This window comes from Arthrobacter sp. JUb119 (assembly GCF_024807995.1).
Classification (GTDB): domain Bacteria; phylum Actinomycetota; class Actinomycetes; order Actinomycetales; family Micrococcaceae; genus Glutamicibacter.
In genome coordinates, this window is the sequence record NZ_JANUFE010000006.1 from 146,400 (window position 1) to 164,023 (window position 17,624).

Sequence of the window (17,624 nt, forward strand, 5' to 3'; positions counted from 1 at the left end):
TTATGGCCGTATCGCCGCTAGCCCCGCAATGGCTGCAATTCCCGGAAAACATCAACGCACTTCGACAGATCGAGTGGGCTTCGGGGGTTTCCCGCGAGGCTGGCGGCGAACTGTCCATCCAGGGCCTTCCCGTCTCCCAGCTGGCCGCCGAGTTCGGCACCCCGCTGTTCGTGCTCGACGAGAACGACTTCCGCGCCCGCGCCCGGGGTTTCAAGACCGCCTTCGACGACGCGTTCAGGCAGCTGTGCGGGGGAGTCGACGTCTACTACGCCGGCAAGGCGTTCTTGTGCACCGAGGTGGCCCGCTGGGTGACCGACGAGGGCCTGCGCCTGGATACCTGCTCCGGGGGCGAACTGGCCGTGGCCAACGCCGCCAAGGTGCCCGCTGCCAACCTCTCGCTGCACGGGAACAACAAGTCGGCAGCCGAGATCACCCGCGCCATCGAAATGGGCGTCGGGCGCCTGGTCATCGACTCGCTGGACGAGCTGGACCGGGTGATTTCGATCGCCGACGCCATGGGCCAGAGCGCGCAGGTCATGCTGCGCATTACCCCCGGCGTGCACGCCTCCACCCATGAGGCCATCGCCACCGCGCACGAGGACCAGAAGTTCGGGTTGTCCATCCTGGACGATGCCTCCGGCACTTCTCCTGCGCTGCGTGCGGTCGCCCAGGCGATCGAGGCGCAGAACATCAACCTGCTGGGCCTGCACGCCCACATCGGTTCGCAGATCTTCGAGGCCGAAGGCTTCGCAATGGTCGCCCGCACCATGCTCGGCCTGCTGGCCAAGATCCGCTCGATCCATGGTGTTTCCCTGCCCGAGCTGGATCTGGGCGGCGGCTACGGCATTGCCTACACCTCCGAGGACCACCCCTCCACCCCGGCCAAGCTGGCCGGCCAGATGGCCGAAGTGGTCTCGGCGACCTGCACCGAACTCGAGCTGGAATGCCCGCGCATTTCCATCGAGCCGGGCCGCGCCATCGCCGGCCCGAGCACCTTCACCCTCTACGAGGCCGGCGTGCGCAAGGACGTCCAGGTGGAAGACGGCTCAGGGGCGCTGCACCCGCGCCGCTACATTTCAGTGGACGGCGGGATGAGCGACAACCCGCGCCCGGTGCTCTACGACGCGCAATATACCGCCGTGCTGGCTAGCCGTATGACGCAAAACGACGCAATTATTTCTCGTGTAGTTGGGAAACATTGCGAGTCAGGTGACATAGTCGTGAAGGACGTTTACCTGCCCGATGACGTGGCGGCCGGCGATTTGATCGCCGTTCCGGCCACCGGCGCCTACTGCTGGGCGCTGTCGAGCAACTACAACTACCTCACCCGCCCCGCGGTGGTAGCGGTACGCGATGGCCAAGCCCGTCTGATCGTGCGCAGGGAAACGGAAACAGACTTGTTGGCCCGTGACATGGGAGTTTAATTGAGCGGCGAAAAGAACCTGAAGGTAGCCCTGCTGGGTTGCGGCACGGTCGGAGCCCAAGTGGCCCGGATCCTGCTGGAAGATGCAAACGAACTGGCTGCCCGCTCGGGCGCCGGCCTGCAGCTGATCGGCATTGCCGTGCGCAACCCGGATGCCAAGCGCGATGCAGTGCTGCCCCAGGAGCTTTTCACCACCGACGCCCACGGGCTGATCGCCCAGGCCGATGTGGTCATCGAACTGCTCGGCGGCATGGAGCCGGCCGGCGAATACATCGCCGCCGCCCTTGCCAAGGGTGCCAGCGTCATCACCGGCAACAAGGCGCTGATTGCGCTCAAGGGCGCCGAACTGAACGCGATCGCTGCCGACAACGGCGCCCAGCTGCGCTACGAGGCCGCGGTGGCCGGGGCCATCCCGATCCTGCGCCCGATTGCTGACTCGCTGGCCGGGGACCACATCACCAAGGTGATGGGCATCGTCAACGGCACCACCAACTTCATCCTCGACGCCATGGACACCACCGGTGCCGCGTTCGACGACGTGCTGGCCGAAGCCCAGGCGCTGGGCTACGCGGAAGCCGATCCAACCGCCGACGTGGGCGGGCACGATGCCGCCGCGAAGGCCGCGATCCTGGCCTCGCTGGCCTTCCACACCACCGTGTCCTCGGACCAGGTCTGGACCCAGGGCATCACCGAAGTCAGCGCCGCCGATGTCGCGGCCGCGGCCGCCGCCGGCTACGTGATCAAGCTGCTGGCCATCGCCGAGCAGGCCGAAGCTGGGATTTCGGTGCGCGTCTACCCGGCCCTGGTGCGCCGCAGCCACCCGCTGGCTACCGTGCATGGCGCGTTCAACGCCGTGTTCGTCGAAGCGCAGAACGCCGGCGACCTGATGTTCTACGGGGCTGGAGCCGGTGGCAACCCGACCGCGTCGGCGGTCATGGGCGACGTCGTTGCCGTGGCCCGCCAGATCGCTGCCGGAGCCCCGCTGCCCAACGGCTCGGTTAACCAGGCGCCACGGATGCTGGACTTCGAGGCCATCGACACCCGCTACTGGATTGGCCTGTCGGTCAAGGACCAGTCCGGCGTGCTGGCCGCCATCGCCACCGTCTTCGGCGAGCACGGGGTTTCCATCGAGTCGATGAGCCAGCAGGTGGACGCCGAAGCCGGCGCGCAGCTGCGCATCCTGACCCACCAGGGCACCGAAGCGGCCCTGGCCAGCACCGTCGAGGCGCTGACCGCGCTGGACGCGGTGCACTCTGTTCTATCCGTTATGCGAGTTGAAGGAAACTAACGTGGCTCACCAGTGGCGCGGAGTGATCCGCGAATATGCCGATCGCCTGCCAGTAGACGAAAACACCAAGGTCATCACCCTGGGCGAGGGCGGCACCCCGCTGGTCTACGCCCCGGCACTGTCGGCGCAGACCGGCAACGAGGTGTACCTGAAGGTCGAGGGCATGAACCCGACCGGTTCCTTCAAGGACCGCGGCATGACCATGGCGATGACGGCCGCGGTGGCTGCCGGCGCCAAGGCCGTGGTGTGCGCCTCCACCGGCAACACCTCCGCTTCGGCCGCCGCCTACGCTACCCAGGCAGGGCTGAAGTGCGCGGTGCTGGTGCCGGATGGCAAGATCTCCATGGGCAAGATGTCCCAGGCGATCGCCCACGGTGCGGACATCATCCAGATCGACGGCAACTTCGATAACTGCCTGGAAGTTGCGCGCAAGCTCAGCGAGAACTACCCGGTGTTCCTGGTGAATTCGGTGAACCCGGCCCGCATCCAGGGCCAGAAGACCGGCGCCTTCGAGGTCGTCGACTTCCTGGGCGACGCCCCGGATTACCACCTGCTGCCGGTAGGCAACGCGGGCAACATCACCGCGTACTGGAAGGGCTACAAGGAGTATTCCTCCAAGTGGACCAACGAAGCCGGCAAGGAACTGCAGCCGGTGTCCACCAAGAACCCGGTCATGTGGGGCTTCCAGGCCGCCGGGGCCGCCCCGATCGTGGCCGGCCACCCGATCACCGAACCGGATACCATCGCCACCGCCATCCGCATCGGCAATCCGGCATCCTGGGAACAGGCCGAAGCCGCCCGCGACGAGTCCGGCGGGCAGATCGACTCGGTCACCGACGAGCAGATCCTCGAAGCCCACCGCTGGCTTTCCAGCCGCGAAGGCGTCTTCGTGGAGCCAGCTTCGGCAGCCGGTGTGGCCGGCCTGCTCAAGCACCACGCCGCCGGCACTGCGCCGACCGGCAAGAAGATCGTGATCACCGTGACCGGCCACGGCCTGAAGGACCCGGACTGGGCCCTGAAGCAGGCCGACGGCTCGGAAGTTGCGCCGAAGAAGGTGGCCTTCGACGTGGTCGAGGTCGCCGGCGCGCTGGGCCTGGCCTAGCAGCTTTCGCCGGCCAGCCGCCGGCAGCACGACGGCCCGCCGCGTCATTGGCTCTCCCGGACCGGGGGAGCCAATCGCGGCGGGCCGTTGCGCACCTGATACCTATCGCACCGAATTCTTGAAGGAACCATGACGCAGCAGATCGCCCTGGGCCAGAAGTTGATCGTTTCCCCGCCGGCCACCTCAGCCAACCTCGGTCCTGGCTTCGATTCGCTGGGCCTGGCCCTGGAATACCGCGACCGCCTCGAAGTGCGCACCGCGCGGTCCAGCAGTGTCGAGATTTTCGGCGATGGGGCGCAGGAGCTGCCACGCGATGAGTCGCATCTGATCATCAAGGAAATGCACCGCTACTGGAAAGACGCCGGTTTTGAACCGGTTGGCGTCCAGCTGGTCGCGCACAACAACATCCCGCACGCGCGCGGCATGGGATCCTCGGCCGCGGCGATTGTCGCGGCCTACGCCGCCGCCGATGCGCTGCTTCCAGCCCCAGCTCGTGGCGGGACCGAGCGGATCTTCCAGGCGGCTGCAGCGTGGGAAGGGCACCCGGACAATGTGGCTCCGGCGGTCTTTGGCGGGCTGAGCATCTCTGCCACCGATGCCGCCGGCAGCTTCAGCTCGGTGCAGGTGCCCCTGCACCCGGACCTGCGCGCAGTGCTGGCGATCCCGTCCAACGGCTTGTCCACCGAGGTCGCGCGCGGCGCGCTGCCTGCACAGGTCGACCACGCGGTAGCCGCGGCGAACAGCGCGAGCGCCGCGCTGCTGATCCATGCGCTGAGCAACGATCCGCGCCAGCTGCTGGGCGGCACCAAGGACTACCTGCACCAGGACTATCGCGCCGCGGCCATGCCCGAAAGCGCGGCGCTGATTGCCAAGCTGCGCGGCGCAGGACTGGCCGCAGTGGTTTCCGGTGCCGGACCGACCGTGTTGACCCTGGTGGCCTGCGATGAACAGGTCGCTGCCGTGCAAGCGGCCATCGATGAATTCTCTGCAGGATCTCCAGTGTCATGGCGTGCTGAAGTTCCCAAGCTGGCCGCCAACGGTGTTACAGTAGAAGTGCTGTAACACCATGGCAGGCCGGATAGCTGGGCAGTAGCCCGGTCCGAATCCTTTGTGGCCAGTGTTGATGCGGATAAATTCGGTTCTCGAACCCCATTTCATCCGTCCAGCCGTCCCGGATCTTCCTGCAGTTCGCAGCAACTTTGATATCCCGCATTCAGGTACGTCTTCGTGCCTAGGAGATGTCAGTCTCTCTAATCCACTGCAGTTTTGCCTCGAATTCTGGGCCATCTTGCGGGGAGAAAGTGAAGTAGCCACGAAATCTTCGGCTGCTGAACATCATTTACGGCATAGTGGGCCTGCCTTGAAGCGGCCCATCCTACGAGTCAGAAGGAACTTTCGTGACCGAAACCACGAGCCTCAACGAAGGCGTGGACACCAAGACTTCCGAAAACAAGAGCGCCGGACTGGCCTCTTTGAAAATGACCCAGCTCCAGCAGTTGGCTTCGCAGCTGGGTATCACCGGCGGTTCGCGGATGCGCAAGGCTGATCTGGTCAAGGCCATCGGCGACCACCAGCGCGGTGGTTCCGTTGCCGCCAAGGACGCCAAGGCCGCACAGGAAGCGAAGTCTGCCAAGACCGAAGCTCCCGCAGCGAAGGCTGAAGCTCCAGCTGAGCAGGCCAAGGAAACCAAGACCCGTGCACGTCGTGCGCCAAAGGCCGCGGCCCAGGCGCAGGCTGAGACCGAGAGCGCACCAGAGGCCGGCGCGGCTGCTGAAGCTCCGGCTGAAAAGCCAGCTCGCGCACGCCGCACCTCGCGCCGTGTGACCGACTCGGGCAAGGTTGCGGCTCCTGCCGAAGCCAACGAAGCCGCTACTGAGGCTCCAGCCGAGAACCAGGCAGCAGCCGAGGAGTCCAAGGCTCCACGCCAGCGCCGCAACTCGCGGAACAACAAGCCGGTTGACCAGCCAGCAGAGCAGGCGGCCGAGCAGGCCGAGGCACCGGCGGAGAACGCCGAGAGCAACGGCGAAGCACGCGAAGAGCGCCGCGAGCGCGGCAACCGCCGTGAGCGTGGCAACCGCCGCGATCGCAACACCGAGCGCACCGAGCGCACCGAAGTTGCCGAGTCGGAGAACGCTGAAGAGCGCACCGACCGCCGCGAAGAGCGCCGCGAGCGCAACAACCGCCGCAACGAGCGCAACAACGACCGCAACGAGCGCAACAACGACCGCAATGAGCGCAACAACGATCGTGCTGAGCGCAACAACGATCGCAATGATCGCAACGAGCGCAACAACGACTCGAACGACTCGGAGAACATCGAGGACCGTTCCGAGCGTGGCGACCGCAATGACCGCCGCGAGCGCCGCGAGCGCAACAACGACCGCAACGATCGCAATGACCGCAGCAACCGCCGCGAGCGCAACAATGATCGCAACGATCGCAACAACGACCGCAACGATCGCAACAACCGCAACCGCCGCAATCGCCGTGATGACGACGAGCCGCAGCTGAGCGAGGACGACGTCGTATTGCCGATCGCCGGCATCCTGGACGTGCTGGAGAACTACGCCTTCGTGCGCACCTCCGGCTACCTGCCCGGCCCGAACGACGTCTACGTCACCCTGGGCCAGGTCAAGAAGTACAACCTGCGCAAGGGCGACGCCATCGTTGGCGCGATCCGCCAGCCACGCGAGGGCGAGACCCCGAACCCCCGCCAGAAGTTCAACGCCCTGGTGCAGCTGACTTCGGTCAACGGCAAGAAGCCAGAGGACAACCGCGAACGCGTCGAGTTCAACAAGCTCGTCCCGCTGTACCCGACCGAGCGCCTGCGCCTGGAAACCGATCCGAAGCTGGTCGGCCCGCGCGTCATCGACCTGGTCGCGCCAATCGGCAAGGGCCAGCGCGGCCTGATCGTTTCGCCTCCGAAGGCCGGCAAGACCTTGATCCTGCAGGCCATTGCCAACGCGATCACCATCAACAACCCGGAAGTGCACCTGATGATGGTGCTCGTTGATGAGCGTCCCGAAGAAGTCACCGACATGCAGCGCACCGTGAAGGGCGAGGTCATCGCCTCGACCTTCGACCGCCCGGCCGATGACCACACCACCGTGGCCGAGCTGGCCATCGAGCGCGCCAAGCGCCTGGTGGAAATGGGCATGGATGTCGTGGTCCTGCTGGACTCGATGACCCGCCTGGGCCGTGCCTACAACCTGGCCGCTCCGGCCTCGGGCCGCATCCTCTCCGGCGGCGTCGACTCGGCAGCGCTGTACCCGCCGAAGCGCTTCTTCGGTGCAGCCCGCAACATCGAGAATGGCGGATCGCTGACCATCCTGGCTACCGCCCTGGTGGAGACCGGTTCCAAGATGGACGAGGTCATCTTCGAGGAATTCAAGGGCACCGGCAACATGGAGCTGCGCCTTTCGCGCCAGCTGGCCGAGAAGCGCATCTTCCCGGCAGTGGATGTCAACGCTTCCTCGACCCGCCGCGAAGAGCAGCTGATGAGTGCCGAAGAGGTGCGCATCATGTGGCGCCTGCGCCGCATGCTCTCGGGCATCGATCCGCAGCAGGCACTGGAAGTGCTCACCGGGAAGATCCGCGAAACCGGATCGAACGCGGAATTCTTGATGCTGGTCAACAAGACCACTCCAAACAAGGATTAGCACCACCCACCGCCATGGCGTCCAGCCAGCTTGCCGCACCGGCAGCTGGCTGGACGCCATCGGCGCGTAGTGACACCTCGCACGCCGGCCCCGGCCGGCGCAGCGTTTAGAATTGAATTCCAGCAGTGCCCCAGCCGCAATAGCCGGCGGCACTGCGCGGAAAACGCCAACAAGGAAGCACACCCACCATGTTCGAGTCCGTCAAGTCGCTACTAGAAGAGCATGCCGCAATCCAGGCGCAGCTCTCGGATCCAGCGGTGTACGCCGACCAGGCGCTGGCCCGCAAGCTCGGCCGCCGCTCGGCACAGCTGAACGGCATCGTCGAGGCCTACAACAAGTGGCACGCCGCCACCGAGGACCTGGAAGCAGCCAAGGAAATGGCTGACGAGGATCCGGACTTCGCAGAAGAGGTGGAAACCCTCACCGCCGCCCTGCCAGAGCTCGAGGAGAAGCTGCGCCGCCTGCTGATCCCGCGCGACGAGAACGACGGCCGCGACGTGATCCTCGAAGTCAAGGGCGGCGAGGGCGGCGACGAAGCAGCGCTGTTCGCAGCCGACCTGCTGCGCATGTACACCCGTTTCGCCGAGCACAAGGGCTGGAAGGTGGAGATGATCTCCTTCAACGAGTCCGACCTCGGCGGCTACAAGGACGCCCAGGTTGCCATCAAAGGCAAATCGAATGACCCGGCCGAAGGCGTCTACGCCCAGCTGAAGTTCGAAGGCGGCGTGCACCGCGTGCAGCGCGTGCCGGTCACCGAATCCCAGGGCCGCATCCACACCTCGGCTGCCGGCGTGCTGGTCCTGCCCGAGGTGGACGAGCCCGAAGAAGTCGACATCCACCAGAACGACCTGAAGATCGATGTCTACCGTTCCTCGGGCCCCGGCGGCCAGTCGGTGAACACCACCGACTCCGCGGTGCGCATTACCCACCTGCCCACCGGCATCGTGGTGGCCATGCAGAACGAGAAGTCGCAGATCCAGAACCGCGAAGCCGCGATGCGCGTGCTGCGTTCGCGCCTGCTGGCCCACCAGCAGGAGATCATCGACAAGGAGAACTCGGCCCAGCGTGCAAGCCAGATCCGCACCATGGACCGCTCCGAGCGCATCCGCACCTACAACTACCCGGAAAACCGCATTGCCGACCACCGCACCGGCTACAAGGCCTACAACCTTGACGCCGTGATGGACGGGGACCTGCAGCCGGTGGTTGAATCCTGCATCCAGATGGACGAGGAAGAGCGCTTGGCAGCGCTGGGCGAGTAACGACGCCTTGGAAGAACTCACTGCCGTACGCCGCCAGGCGATTGCGGCGCTGGCCGACGCCGGGGTGCCAAGCCCCGGCGTCGACGTCGACCTGCTGCTGTGCCACGTGCTGGGCATCGACCGCTCGGAACTGAAGCTGCGCGAACTGCGTGGCGAGGGCCTCGACCCTGGATCCCGGGAGCAATTCACCGCCCTGGTGGCCGCCCGGCGCACCCGCATCCCGCTGCAGCACCTGACCGGCGTGGCGTACTTCCGCTACCTGGAGCTGAAGGTGGGACCGGGAGTATTCACCCCGCGCCCGGAAACCGAAACCGTGGTGCAGGTCGGCCTTGATTTCCTGGCCGCCCAAGGCATCGGCACCCCGCGGTGCATTGATTTGTGCTCGGGCTCCGGCGCCATTGCAGCGTCCGTGGCCAGCGAAGTGCCAGCAGCCAGCGTCTGGGCCGTGGAGCTCTCGGAGGATGCCATCGGCTACACCCGGGCCAACTGCGAGCCGCACCGGGTCACCGTGCTGCACCAGGATGCCACGCAAGTTCCCGGGGAGCTGGAAGGCACCATGGACCTGGTGATCTCCAATCCGCCGTATATTCCGCCCAACGCGGTGCCGCGCGAAGTGGAAGTGCGCGAGCACGACCCGGAAATGGCGTTGTACGGGCTCGGGGAGGACGGACTGGACATTCCGCGAGCCATTACCGCCCAAGCCATGAAGCTCTTGCGTCCCGGCGGCTACTACGTGATGGAACACGCCGAAGTGCAGCGCGAAACCGCGGCAGCCATGCTGCGCGCGGCCGGTTTCACGCAGGTGGCTGGCCATGAAGATTTGACCGGGCGCGCCCGCGCCACATCCGGCTACGCGCCGCAATAACCAAACCACACCCAGTGCATGAAAGAATGATCCCGTGAGCACAACATTTTCGGTAAGCAACGAGCAGGAACACGCTGAAGGCATCGCCGCAGCCAAGGCCGCGCTGGCGGACAAGCGCTGCATCGTCTTGCCTACAGATACCGTCTACGGGATCGGCGCCGATGCATTCAGCGCCCAGGGCGTGGCGATGCTGCTGGCCGCCAAAGGCCGCAACCGCACCATGCCCCCGCCGGTGCTGATCGCCCAGAGTTCCACCATGGACGGATTGGCCAGGGACATCCCCGAGGCCGCGCGCAAGCTGGCCGAAGCGTTCTGGCCAGGCGGACTGACCCTGATCCTGCAGGCCCAGCCTTCGCTGACCTGGGATCTGGGGGAGACCCGCGGCACCGTGGCGCTGCGCGTGCCCAACGACGACACCGCCCTGGAACTCCTGGGCCAGACCGGCCCGCTGGCCGTGTCCTCGGCCAACCGCACCGGCAACGCGGCGGCGCTGGATGTCGAGCAGGCTTTCGCGCAGCTCGGGGAGTCGGTGGATGTCTACCTCGACGGCGGCCCGCGCGGCGAGGCCGGGGAAGAGGTCCTGCCATCGACCATCATCGATTGCACCGGCCAGAACCTGCAGGTGGTTCGCTCGGGCGCGATTTCCATTGAGGAATTGCGCGTGGTCGTCCCTGGCATTCTCGATTTGGGACAGGACGCACCGGAAACCGGCGCATGAGAACATACGTACTGCTCATAGCATTCAGCTTTACGGTTTCGTTCCTGCTCACCCCGATCATCCGCACCCTTGGCCACCGTTTCACCGGCAACCAGCTGGTGCGCGAACGCGACCAGCACGAAAAACCGATCGTGAAGTTCGGCGGCCTGGCGATTATCGCCGCTTTCGCCGCAGGGCTATGGCTGGCCAGCAACTTCCACTTCTTCCGCGGGGTCTTCGGCAATGACGACGCCATCCGCGGAATCGCCTACGCCCTGGGCGTCATCGTGCTCATGGGCCTGGCCGATGACATGTTCGACCTGAAGTGGTGGCTGAAGCTCGCCGGCCAGATCCTGATCGGCTGGCTGGTCGCCACCAACGGAATCGTCATCCAGTCCCTGCCCGTGGGTTCGTGGCAGATCGATGAGCAATGGATACAGATTTCGGTGACCATTTTCCTGATCGTGCTGACCATGAACGCGATCAACTTCTCCGATGGATTGGATGGCCTGGCCGCGGGCCTGGCCGCCATTGGCGCGGCGACCTTCTTCGTGTACTCCTATGTGCTGGCTACGCACGTGAGCGCCGATGACTACGCGAACATCGGGGCCTTGCTCTGCGCCTTGCTGCTCGGTGCCTGCCTGGGCTTCTTGCCGCACAATTTCAACCCGGCGAATATCTTCATGGGGGAGACCGGCGTTCTCGCCATCGGCATGATCCTCTCGGTGGCCGCGGTGGCGGTGACCGGTGATGTGCAGGGCCTGGAGGCCCGGCGCTTCCGCAACATCCCGGCCTACATGCCGATGCTGCTGCCGATGGTGATCGTCTTCCTACCAGTACTGGACCTTGTACTCTCGGTCTTCCGCCGGCTGGCCAACAAACGCTCACCCTTTTCCCCGGATGCCAAGCACATCCACCACCGGATGCTGGCCCAAGGCCACTCGGTGCGCCAATCGGTAGTTCTGCTCTACCTGTGGGCCGCCGTGATTGCAGTCTCAGTCGTTTCCATCGCCTTCATCCCGTTCATTCTGGTGGTCCCGATGGCCTTGCTGTTGTTCCTAGTGGCAGCGGTTGCAACGTGGCGTCCCCTGGTGATCAAGCGGGTCGAGGCCTTACGCAAGCGCATGGGCAAAGCTTAGCCCGATCAAATAGCAGGGTAACGCACAAGCAATCTGTTTCTATCTCGTGTAGAATTCAATCTGGATCTTCTTTCATCTGCTCTTTAGGGAATAGGTGGAAGTTTCAAGTTTCATCAGCATCGATGGGTGCACGATGGTTCCTCGGTGTTGACGAAGAAAGGTTGCGGACGTGAATTCTGGTTCTGCCCGCGTCAGTGCTTCGTCAGCCCCGAAATCCATCTGGTTGCCGATTCTTGGCTTGTCACTGGTGTATTCGCTGATCGCTACCGCCATATTTTTCCTGATTTCATGGTTGGTTGCCGATCTTCGCTACGCGCTTTCTGGCGCGCTGGCTGCCGGGATTGTGATTGGCTTTTTCGCGATTGGCATTCTCATTGCCGAAGCTGCAGGGCGAATTCGCCACTCGTGGGCCATGCCCGCGTTCTTGGGTGTCTTTGTCATCAAGGTTTTTGGCATCGCCTTCGTGTTGTTGAACCTGGGGTTGCCCGATTGGGTTAATCGCCAGGGATTCGTTCTTGCAGCAGCTATCTCCCTTGTTGCCTGGCAGGTTGGCGAGGTGCGTGCTTTCATGAAGGCGCGCCTGGCTATCTACAACGAGGAATAGAGTATTCCGCGCGACTTTGTGTCGGTGGGGTGCTGTGAGTTTGATAAGCTTACTTCGGGTCATTTTTGGCCGTCCGCTCAACTGCGGGCGGAATACGCAATATGCATCCGCGGGGTAACCCGCAGATGGACCTTCATCAGGGTTGATGCTTCTGGCATGGGCCATGATGGGATCCCCGTTTGATCTTTTCTTCACACGGTGAGAGGCAGTTACCGCCAGTCACCGCCTTTTGCCCGTGACCGTTACTGCAGAGAGGACAGCGCGTTGTTCGCGTTTGCGCTCCCAATGGCCTCAGAAGAAGGCGGCTTCGTACCGCCATCCGTTTCCGATACCCACCTCCCGGATCTTTTCCCGTGGATGGCTGAGTACGGCACGGGTTTCGGCAAGCAGATGCTCATGATCGTTTTGTCGATCGTGCTTATCTCTTGGTTCTTCACCGTGGCCATCAAGAACCCGAAGCTGGTTCCAGGCAAGATGCAGTACATCGCTGAGTCCGGTTACGCGTTTGTACGTAACGGAATTGGCCGCGACATCATCGGCGAGAAGAACTTCCGTCCTTGGATTCCTCTGCTGTTCGCGACCTTCTTCTTCGTACTGCTGAACAACCTCTTCGGCGCGATTCCGTTCCTGCAGCTTCCATCGTTCTCACACGCTGGTTCTGCATACGCGATGGCTATCATCATCTACGGCACCTGGATTGCTGTAGGCCTGAAGAACCACGGTATCCGCTACTTCAAGTTGGCCGTCGTCCCGTCCGGTGTTCCGGGCTGGATCATGCCACTGATGATTCCGTTGGAAATCATTTCTAACTTCATCGTTCGCCCGCTGACGCACTCGCTGCGTTTGATGGCAACGATGCTGGCCGGTCACATGATCGTGATGCTGGCAGCTGCCGGCGCTCGTCACCTGATCGTTGTCCAGGACTCCCTGGCCATGAACGGCCTTGGCATCCTGGTCATCGTTGGCTCGGTCGCCATGTACTTCCTGGAACTGCTGATCATGGTCCTGCAGGCGTTTGTTTTCGCCCTGCTGACCGCGATCTACCTCCAGGGTGCAATCGAAGCCGACGCCCACTAGGCCAACACTTCTTTTCTTCCAACCCATAAAGATCTTCCTTGAGTCGCTCAAGGAATACCTCACAACCTACCGGCAAAAGCTCGGTATCTTGAAAGGAACATAATCACATGTTGCACGGCTCCCTGAATATGATCGGCTACGGCCTGGCTGCTATCGGTTCGGCTATCGGCGTTGGCTTGATCTTCGCTGCCTACATCAACGGTGTTGCACGTCAGCCTGAGGCTCAGCGCATCCTGCAGCCAATCGCCATGCTTGGCTTCGCACTTGCTGAAGCACTGGCCATCCTGGGCCTGGTCTTCGCTTTCGTCATCGGCGCCTAGTCTTTTCGCAACTGTAGTGGCCTCGCCACTATCGCGAGGCGTACACACAAGCGGAAACTAGTAGATAAGGAATAGTGAGAATGAACAGCACTGATTTCATCCTCGCTGCGAGCGAATCGGTCAACCCGCTGTTGCCGAACCCGTGGGAAATTCTCGTCACGGGTGTTGGTTTCGCGGTCCTTCTGTTCATCGTCATCAAGGTAATTGCTCCAAAGTTCGAGCAGTCCTATGAAGATCGCGTCACCGCGATCGAAGGTGGCCTTGAGAAGGCTGAAGCAGCGCAGAAGGAAGCAGAGGAGACCTTGGCACAGTACAAGGCCCAGCTTCTGGAAGCACGCACCGAAGCAAACCGCATCCGTGAGGAAGCTCGTAGCGAAGGTGCTCAGATCCTTGCGGATCTGAAGACCAAGGCAACCGATGAGGCAGCTCGTATCACCGAGCAGTCGCACCGCCAGATCGAAGCTGAGCGCGTATCCGCTCTGGCTTCGCTCCGCACCGACGTGGGCGCATTGGCTACCGAGCTTGCAAGCAAGGTTGTTGACGAAGCTCTGCAGGACGATGCCCGTGCCCAGCGCGTGGTTGACAAGTTCCTGACCGATTTGGAAGCTCAGCAGAACGCAGGTGCATCGAACTAATGGCAAGTGTATCGAGCGAGTCACTGGCAAAGGCTTTGGCGTTCCTGGAACCCAAGCTGGCACTGGCATCTATTGAGCTGCCTAAGGAACTGTTCGCGGTCCTGGAAGTACTGGATGCAAATGCCGGTCTCCGCCGCGCAATGACTGACCCAGCCCGTGGAAATGCCGACAAGGCAGGCCTTTTGGCTCAGCTGCTGCACGGAAAGGTCTCGGCTGACGCCGAGGACGTCGTCGCACAGCTGGCTTCTACCCGCTGGAGCTCGGAACGCGACATTAGCGATGCGCTCGAATCGCTGGCTGTCACTGCGGTCACCGCAGTGGCAGAGCAGCAGGACGGCGCTTCGGGGCTGAACAAGCTGGAGCAGGATCTGTTCTCCTTCATCGAGGCAGTGCGTGGCAATCACGAACTGCAGCGTGCGTTGGATGATGCACAGGCCCCAGTCGAGGCTAAGCGCACTCTCGCGCTGAAGCTCGTGCCTAACGCGTCGCAGACCTCGCAGGTTTTGATCTCCCAGGCAGTTTCGAACCCCCGCGGTTTGAAGCCAGCAGCCTTGGTTGGACGTTTCGTAGAGCTCGTGGCCAAGCGCCAGCAGCGCTGGATTGCCTCGGTAACCAGCTCTGTAGAACTTTCCGAAGCCCAGCTTTCGCGCCTGGAGACCAGCCTGAACAAGCTATACGGTCGTCAGCTCAAGCTCAACGCCACTACCGACCCATCGCTGGTCGGTGGACTGGTAGTCAAGGTTGGCGACGAAGTTGTCGACGCTTCCGTGGCATCACGCGTGGCCGAGTTGCGCCGCGCCTTGGCCAGCTAGGACTCATTGGGCTAGGGAGTGATCCTTCGCCTGGTGTTCCTGGCTGCCAGGACCACAACAGACTTCATTCACATTCGATTCGGTCCAATGGACCGGATCACAATTTAGGAGAGCAGGGACTGCAGATGGCCGATTTGACCATCAATGCCAACGACGTCCGCGATGCCCTAAACGAGTTCGCATCTTCCTACGAACCGGGTAAGGCAGAGCGCACCGAGGTGGGACGCGTCGTCGCCGCGAGCGACGGCATCGCCAGAGTGGAAGGCCTTCCTTCCGTCATGGCCAACGAGTTGCTGAAGTTCGAAGATGGCACCCTGGGCCTGGCCCAGAACCTCGATACCCGCGAAATCGGTGTCGTTGTGCTTGGTGACTTCACCGGCATCGAAGCTGGCCAGAAGGTAGAGCGCACCGGCGAGATCCTTTCGGTTCCAGTCGGCGACGGCTACCTGGGCCGCGTGGTCGACCCGTTGGGCGAGCCACTGGACAACTTGGGCCCAATCGCAGCCGAGGGCCGTCGCGCCCTGGAGCTGCAGGCACCAGGCGTGACCCAGCGCAAGAGCGTGCACGAGCCAATGCAGACCGGTCTGAAGGCTATCGACGCCATGATCCCGATCGGCCGTGGCCAGCGTCAGCTGATCATTGGCGACCGCCAGACCGGCAAGACCGCTATCGCGGTTGACACCATCCTGAACCAGCGTGCTAACTGGGAATCCGGCGATCAGACCAAGCAGGTCCGCTGCGTCTACGTGGCAATTGGCCAGAAGGCATCGACCATCGCTGCCGTTCGCCAGACCCTCGAAGAGCAGGGCGCACTGGAGTACACCACCATCGTGGCGTCCCCGGCATCCGACCCAGCCGGCTTCAAGTACTTGGCTCCATACGCAGGCTCGGCCATCGGCCAGCACTGGATGTACGGCGGCAAGCACGTTCTGATCGTCTTCGATGATCTGTCGAAGCAGGCTGAAGCCTACCGTGCCGTGTCCCTGCTACTGCGCCGTCCGCCAGGACGCGAAGCCTACCCAGGCGACGTCTTCTACCTGCACTCCCGCCTGCTTGAGCGTTGCGCCAAGCTGTCGGACGAGCTGGGTGCAGGTTCGATGACTGGCTTGCCAATCATCGAAACCAAGGCCAACGACGTGGGCGCGTTCATCCCGACCAACGTCATCTCGATCACCGACGGCCAGATCTTCTTGCAGTCGGATCTCTTCAACGCCAACCAGCGTCCAGCTGTCGACGTGGGTATTTCGGTATCCCGCGTTGGCGGTTCGGCACAGGTCAAGGCCATGAAGAAGGTCTCCGGTACCTTGAAGCTGGAATTGGCCCAGTACCGCGACATGCAGGCATTCGCAATGTTCGCCTCGGACCTGGATGCTGCTTCCAAGCAGCAGCTGACCCGTGGTGCGCGCCTGATGGAACTGCTCAAGCAGGGTCAGTACACCCCGTACCCGGTTGAGGACCAGGTCGTTTCGATCTGGGCCGGCACCAACGGCTACCTGGACGATGTCCCGGTTGAGGATGTACGCCGCTTCGAGGGCGAGTTCATCGACTACCTGCGCCACCGCACCGATGTACTGACCGTGATTGGCCAGACCGGCAAGCTGGAGAACGAGACTCTGGAAGCCATGAAGACCGCTGTTGCGGACTTCAAGGCCGGCTTCTTCGGCGAAGGCGACGACAAGCTTGTCGCTGCCGGGCACGAAGAGCACGACGCTCTCGATTCCGAGTCCGTTGACCAGGAAAAGATCGTCAAGCAGAAGCGCTGACAATTTCCTTGCCAAGGGGGAGCGGCGCCGGTAACGGCGCCGCCCTCCCGAGGTAGGGGATAAGGAAAGGACACACATGGGAGCCCAGATTCGGGTCTACCGCCAGAAGATCGGATCGACCAAGTCGATGCGCAAGATCTTCAAGGCGATGGAACTGATCGCTGCATCCCGCATTGGTAAGGCACGTACGCGTGTCTCGGCCTCGCTGCCGTATGCCAATGCGATTACCCGTGCAGTAACCGCCGTCGCGTCCCAGGCCGATGTCGAGCATCCACTGACCACCGAGCCGGCGCAGGTACGCCGCGCCGCGGTCTTGGTGATGACTTCGGACCGAGGACTTGCCGGGTCCTACTCCGCCAGCGTTCTGAAGCAGGCAGAGCACCTCGTGGAACTCCTGCGTGAAGAAGGCAAGGAAGTCAAGACCTACTTGGTCGGCCGCAAGGCCCAGGCTTACTTTGATTTCCGTTCACGCGAGTACGCACGAGTGTGGACCGGGGAAACTGATTCCCCGCGTTTCGAAACCGCACGCGAGCTGCGCGATGTCCTCCTGGAGGACTTCGACACCGATTTCGAGCAGGGTGGCGTGGACGAGATCCACGTCGTCTACACCCAGTTCAAGTCGATGGTCACGCAGGAACCGACGGTCATCCGTCTGTTGCCGTTGGAGGTTGTCGAGGATGAATCCGAGACTCCAACCGACGAGCTGTTGCCACTGTACGAGTTTGAGCCATCGCCGGAAGAAGTGCTTGACGCACTGCTTCCGCGCTACATCGATTCTCGACTGTTCAACTGCCAGTTGCAGTCCGCTGCTTCCGAGCTCGCTGCCCGCCAGCGCGCCATGAAGGCCGCAGGCGACAACGCTGGTGAACTGATCAAGAAGTACACCCGATTGCTCAACAATGCCCGTCAGGCTGAAATCACCCAGGAGCTTTCGGAAATTATCGCCGGCGCCGACGCGCTGAACAGCTAATTACCGAT

The 17,624-nt window shown here is 63.0% G+C and carries 16 protein-coding genes; all 16 read left to right on the forward strand.

Annotated features, from left to right (window positions below; translation table 11 throughout):
* Positions 1-2 precede the first annotated feature (2 nt).
* The 16 genes from lysA to M2368_RS15775 all read left to right on the forward strand — a co-directional run bounded on the left by lysA (position 3) and on the right by M2368_RS15775 (position 17,616).
* The gene (gene lysA, locus M2368_RS15700; RefSeq protein WP_498724694.1) at positions 3-1,424 is read left to right on the forward strand and encodes a diaminopimelate decarboxylase; all 1,422 of its coding nucleotides are present in this window, start codon (positions 3-5) and stop codon (positions 1,422-1,424) included.
* Positions 1,425-2,711, forward strand: a complete 1,287-nt coding sequence (locus M2368_RS15705) for a homoserine dehydrogenase (RefSeq protein WP_105658401.1) — start codon at positions 1,425-1,427, stop codon at positions 2,709-2,711. It begins immediately after the preceding gene.
* A 1-nt stretch (position 2,712) separates the two neighbouring features.
* Positions 2,713-3,813, forward strand: coding sequence for a threonine synthase (gene thrC, locus M2368_RS15710; RefSeq protein WP_105658402.1), 1,101 nt, complete (start codon positions 2,713-2,715; stop codon positions 3,811-3,813).
* A gap of 129 nt (positions 3,814-3,942) precedes the next feature.
* The gene (gene thrB, locus M2368_RS15715; RefSeq protein WP_105658403.1) at positions 3,943-4,875 is read left to right on the forward strand and encodes a homoserine kinase; all 933 of its coding nucleotides are present in this window, start codon (positions 3,943-3,945) and stop codon (positions 4,873-4,875) included.
* Between the two features lie 335 nt (positions 4,876-5,210).
* Complete coding sequence (gene rho, locus M2368_RS15720; RefSeq protein ID WP_402697268.1) at positions 5,211-7,472, forward strand: transcription termination factor Rho; 2,262 nt, start codon at positions 5,211-5,213, stop codon at positions 7,470-7,472.
* A 188-nt stretch (positions 7,473-7,660) separates the two neighbouring features.
* Positions 7,661-8,734 carry a peptide chain release factor 1 gene (prfA, locus tag M2368_RS15725; protein ID WP_105658405.1) on the forward strand — a complete coding sequence of 358 codons (1,074 nt, stop codon included), beginning with the start codon at positions 7,661-7,663 and terminating at the stop codon, positions 8,732-8,734.
* A 7-nt stretch (positions 8,735-8,741) separates the two neighbouring features.
* Entirely contained in the window at positions 8,742-9,599 is an 858-nt protein-coding gene (gene prmC, locus M2368_RS15730) for a peptide chain release factor N(5)-glutamine methyltransferase (RefSeq protein ID WP_498724695.1), read from the forward strand.
* Positions 9,600-9,633: 34 nt separating this feature from the next.
* Entirely contained in the window at positions 9,634-10,317 is a 684-nt protein-coding gene (locus tag M2368_RS15735; RefSeq protein WP_105658407.1) for an L-threonylcarbamoyladenylate synthase, read from the forward strand.
* Complete coding sequence (locus M2368_RS15740; protein ID WP_498724696.1) at positions 10,314-11,435, forward strand: MraY family glycosyltransferase; 1,122 nt, start codon at positions 10,314-10,316, stop codon at positions 11,433-11,435. Before M2368_RS15735 ends, M2368_RS15740 begins: the two co-directional genes overlap by 4 nt.
* Positions 11,436-11,658: 223 nt before the next feature.
* Positions 11,659-12,039 carry a hypothetical protein gene (locus tag M2368_RS15745; RefSeq protein WP_133834463.1) on the forward strand — a complete coding sequence of 127 codons (381 nt, stop codon included), beginning with the start codon at positions 11,659-11,661 and terminating at the stop codon, positions 12,037-12,039.
* A 285-nt stretch (positions 12,040-12,324) separates the two neighbouring features.
* Positions 12,325-13,116: a F0F1 ATP synthase subunit A gene (gene atpB, locus M2368_RS15750; protein ID WP_105658410.1), complete on the forward strand. Its 792-nt coding sequence runs from the start codon at positions 12,325-12,327 to the stop codon at positions 13,114-13,116.
* Between the two features lie 107 nt (positions 13,117-13,223).
* A complete protein-coding gene (locus M2368_RS15755) occupies positions 13,224-13,436 on the forward strand; it encodes an ATP synthase subunit C-like protein (RefSeq protein ID WP_013348621.1) in 213 nt (70 codons plus the stop codon).
* A gap of 80 nt (positions 13,437-13,516) precedes the next feature.
* Positions 13,517-14,071 carry a F0F1 ATP synthase subunit B gene (locus M2368_RS15760; protein WP_013348622.1) on the forward strand — a complete coding sequence of 185 codons (555 nt, stop codon included), beginning with the start codon at positions 13,517-13,519 and terminating at the stop codon, positions 14,069-14,071.
* Positions 14,071-14,883 carry a F0F1 ATP synthase subunit delta gene (locus M2368_RS15765; RefSeq protein ID WP_133834462.1) on the forward strand — a complete coding sequence of 271 codons (813 nt, stop codon included), beginning with the start codon at positions 14,071-14,073 and terminating at the stop codon, positions 14,881-14,883. The genes M2368_RS15760 and M2368_RS15765 overlap by 1 nt, the downstream gene beginning before the upstream one ends.
* A 125-nt stretch (positions 14,884-15,008) precedes the next feature.
* Positions 15,009-16,646: a F0F1 ATP synthase subunit alpha gene (gene atpA, locus M2368_RS15770; RefSeq protein ID WP_133834461.1), complete on the forward strand. Its 1,638-nt coding sequence runs from the start codon at positions 15,009-15,011 to the stop codon at positions 16,644-16,646.
* 76 nt (positions 16,647-16,722) lie between these two features.
* Positions 16,723-17,616, forward strand: coding sequence for a F0F1 ATP synthase subunit gamma (locus tag M2368_RS15775; RefSeq protein ID WP_133834460.1), 894 nt, complete (start codon positions 16,723-16,725; stop codon positions 17,614-17,616).
* Positions 17,617-17,624 lie beyond the last annotated feature (8 nt).

Coding starts and splice junctions, on each gene's coding strand:
- M2368_RS15740 (WP_498724696.1), top strand. CDS start 10,314: ATGAGAACATACGTACTGCTCATAGCATTCAGCTTTACGGTTTCGTTC.
- atpA (WP_133834461.1), top strand. CDS start 15,009: ATGGCCGATTTGACCATCAATGCCAACGACGTCCGCGATGCCCTAAAC.
- prfA (WP_105658405.1), top strand. CDS start 7,661: ATGTTCGAGTCCGTCAAGTCGCTACTAGAAGAGCATGCCGCAATCCAG.
- M2368_RS15760 (WP_013348622.1), top strand. CDS start 13,517: ATGAACAGCACTGATTTCATCCTCGCTGCGAGCGAATCGGTCAACCCG.
- thrB (WP_105658403.1), top strand. CDS start 3,943: ATGACGCAGCAGATCGCCCTGGGCCAGAAGTTGATCGTTTCCCCGCCG.
- M2368_RS15765 (WP_133834462.1), top strand. CDS start 14,071: ATGGCAAGTGTATCGAGCGAGTCACTGGCAAAGGCTTTGGCGTTCCTG.
- lysA (WP_498724694.1), top strand. CDS start 3: ATGGCCGTATCGCCGCTAGCCCCGCAATGGCTGCAATTCCCGGAAAAC.
- M2368_RS15775 (WP_133834460.1), top strand. CDS start 16,723: ATGGGAGCCCAGATTCGGGTCTACCGCCAGAAGATCGGATCGACCAAG.
- atpB (WP_105658410.1), top strand. CDS start 12,325: ATGGCCTCAGAAGAAGGCGGCTTCGTACCGCCATCCGTTTCCGATACC.
- M2368_RS15755 (WP_013348621.1), top strand. CDS start 13,224: ATGTTGCACGGCTCCCTGAATATGATCGGCTACGGCCTGGCTGCTATC.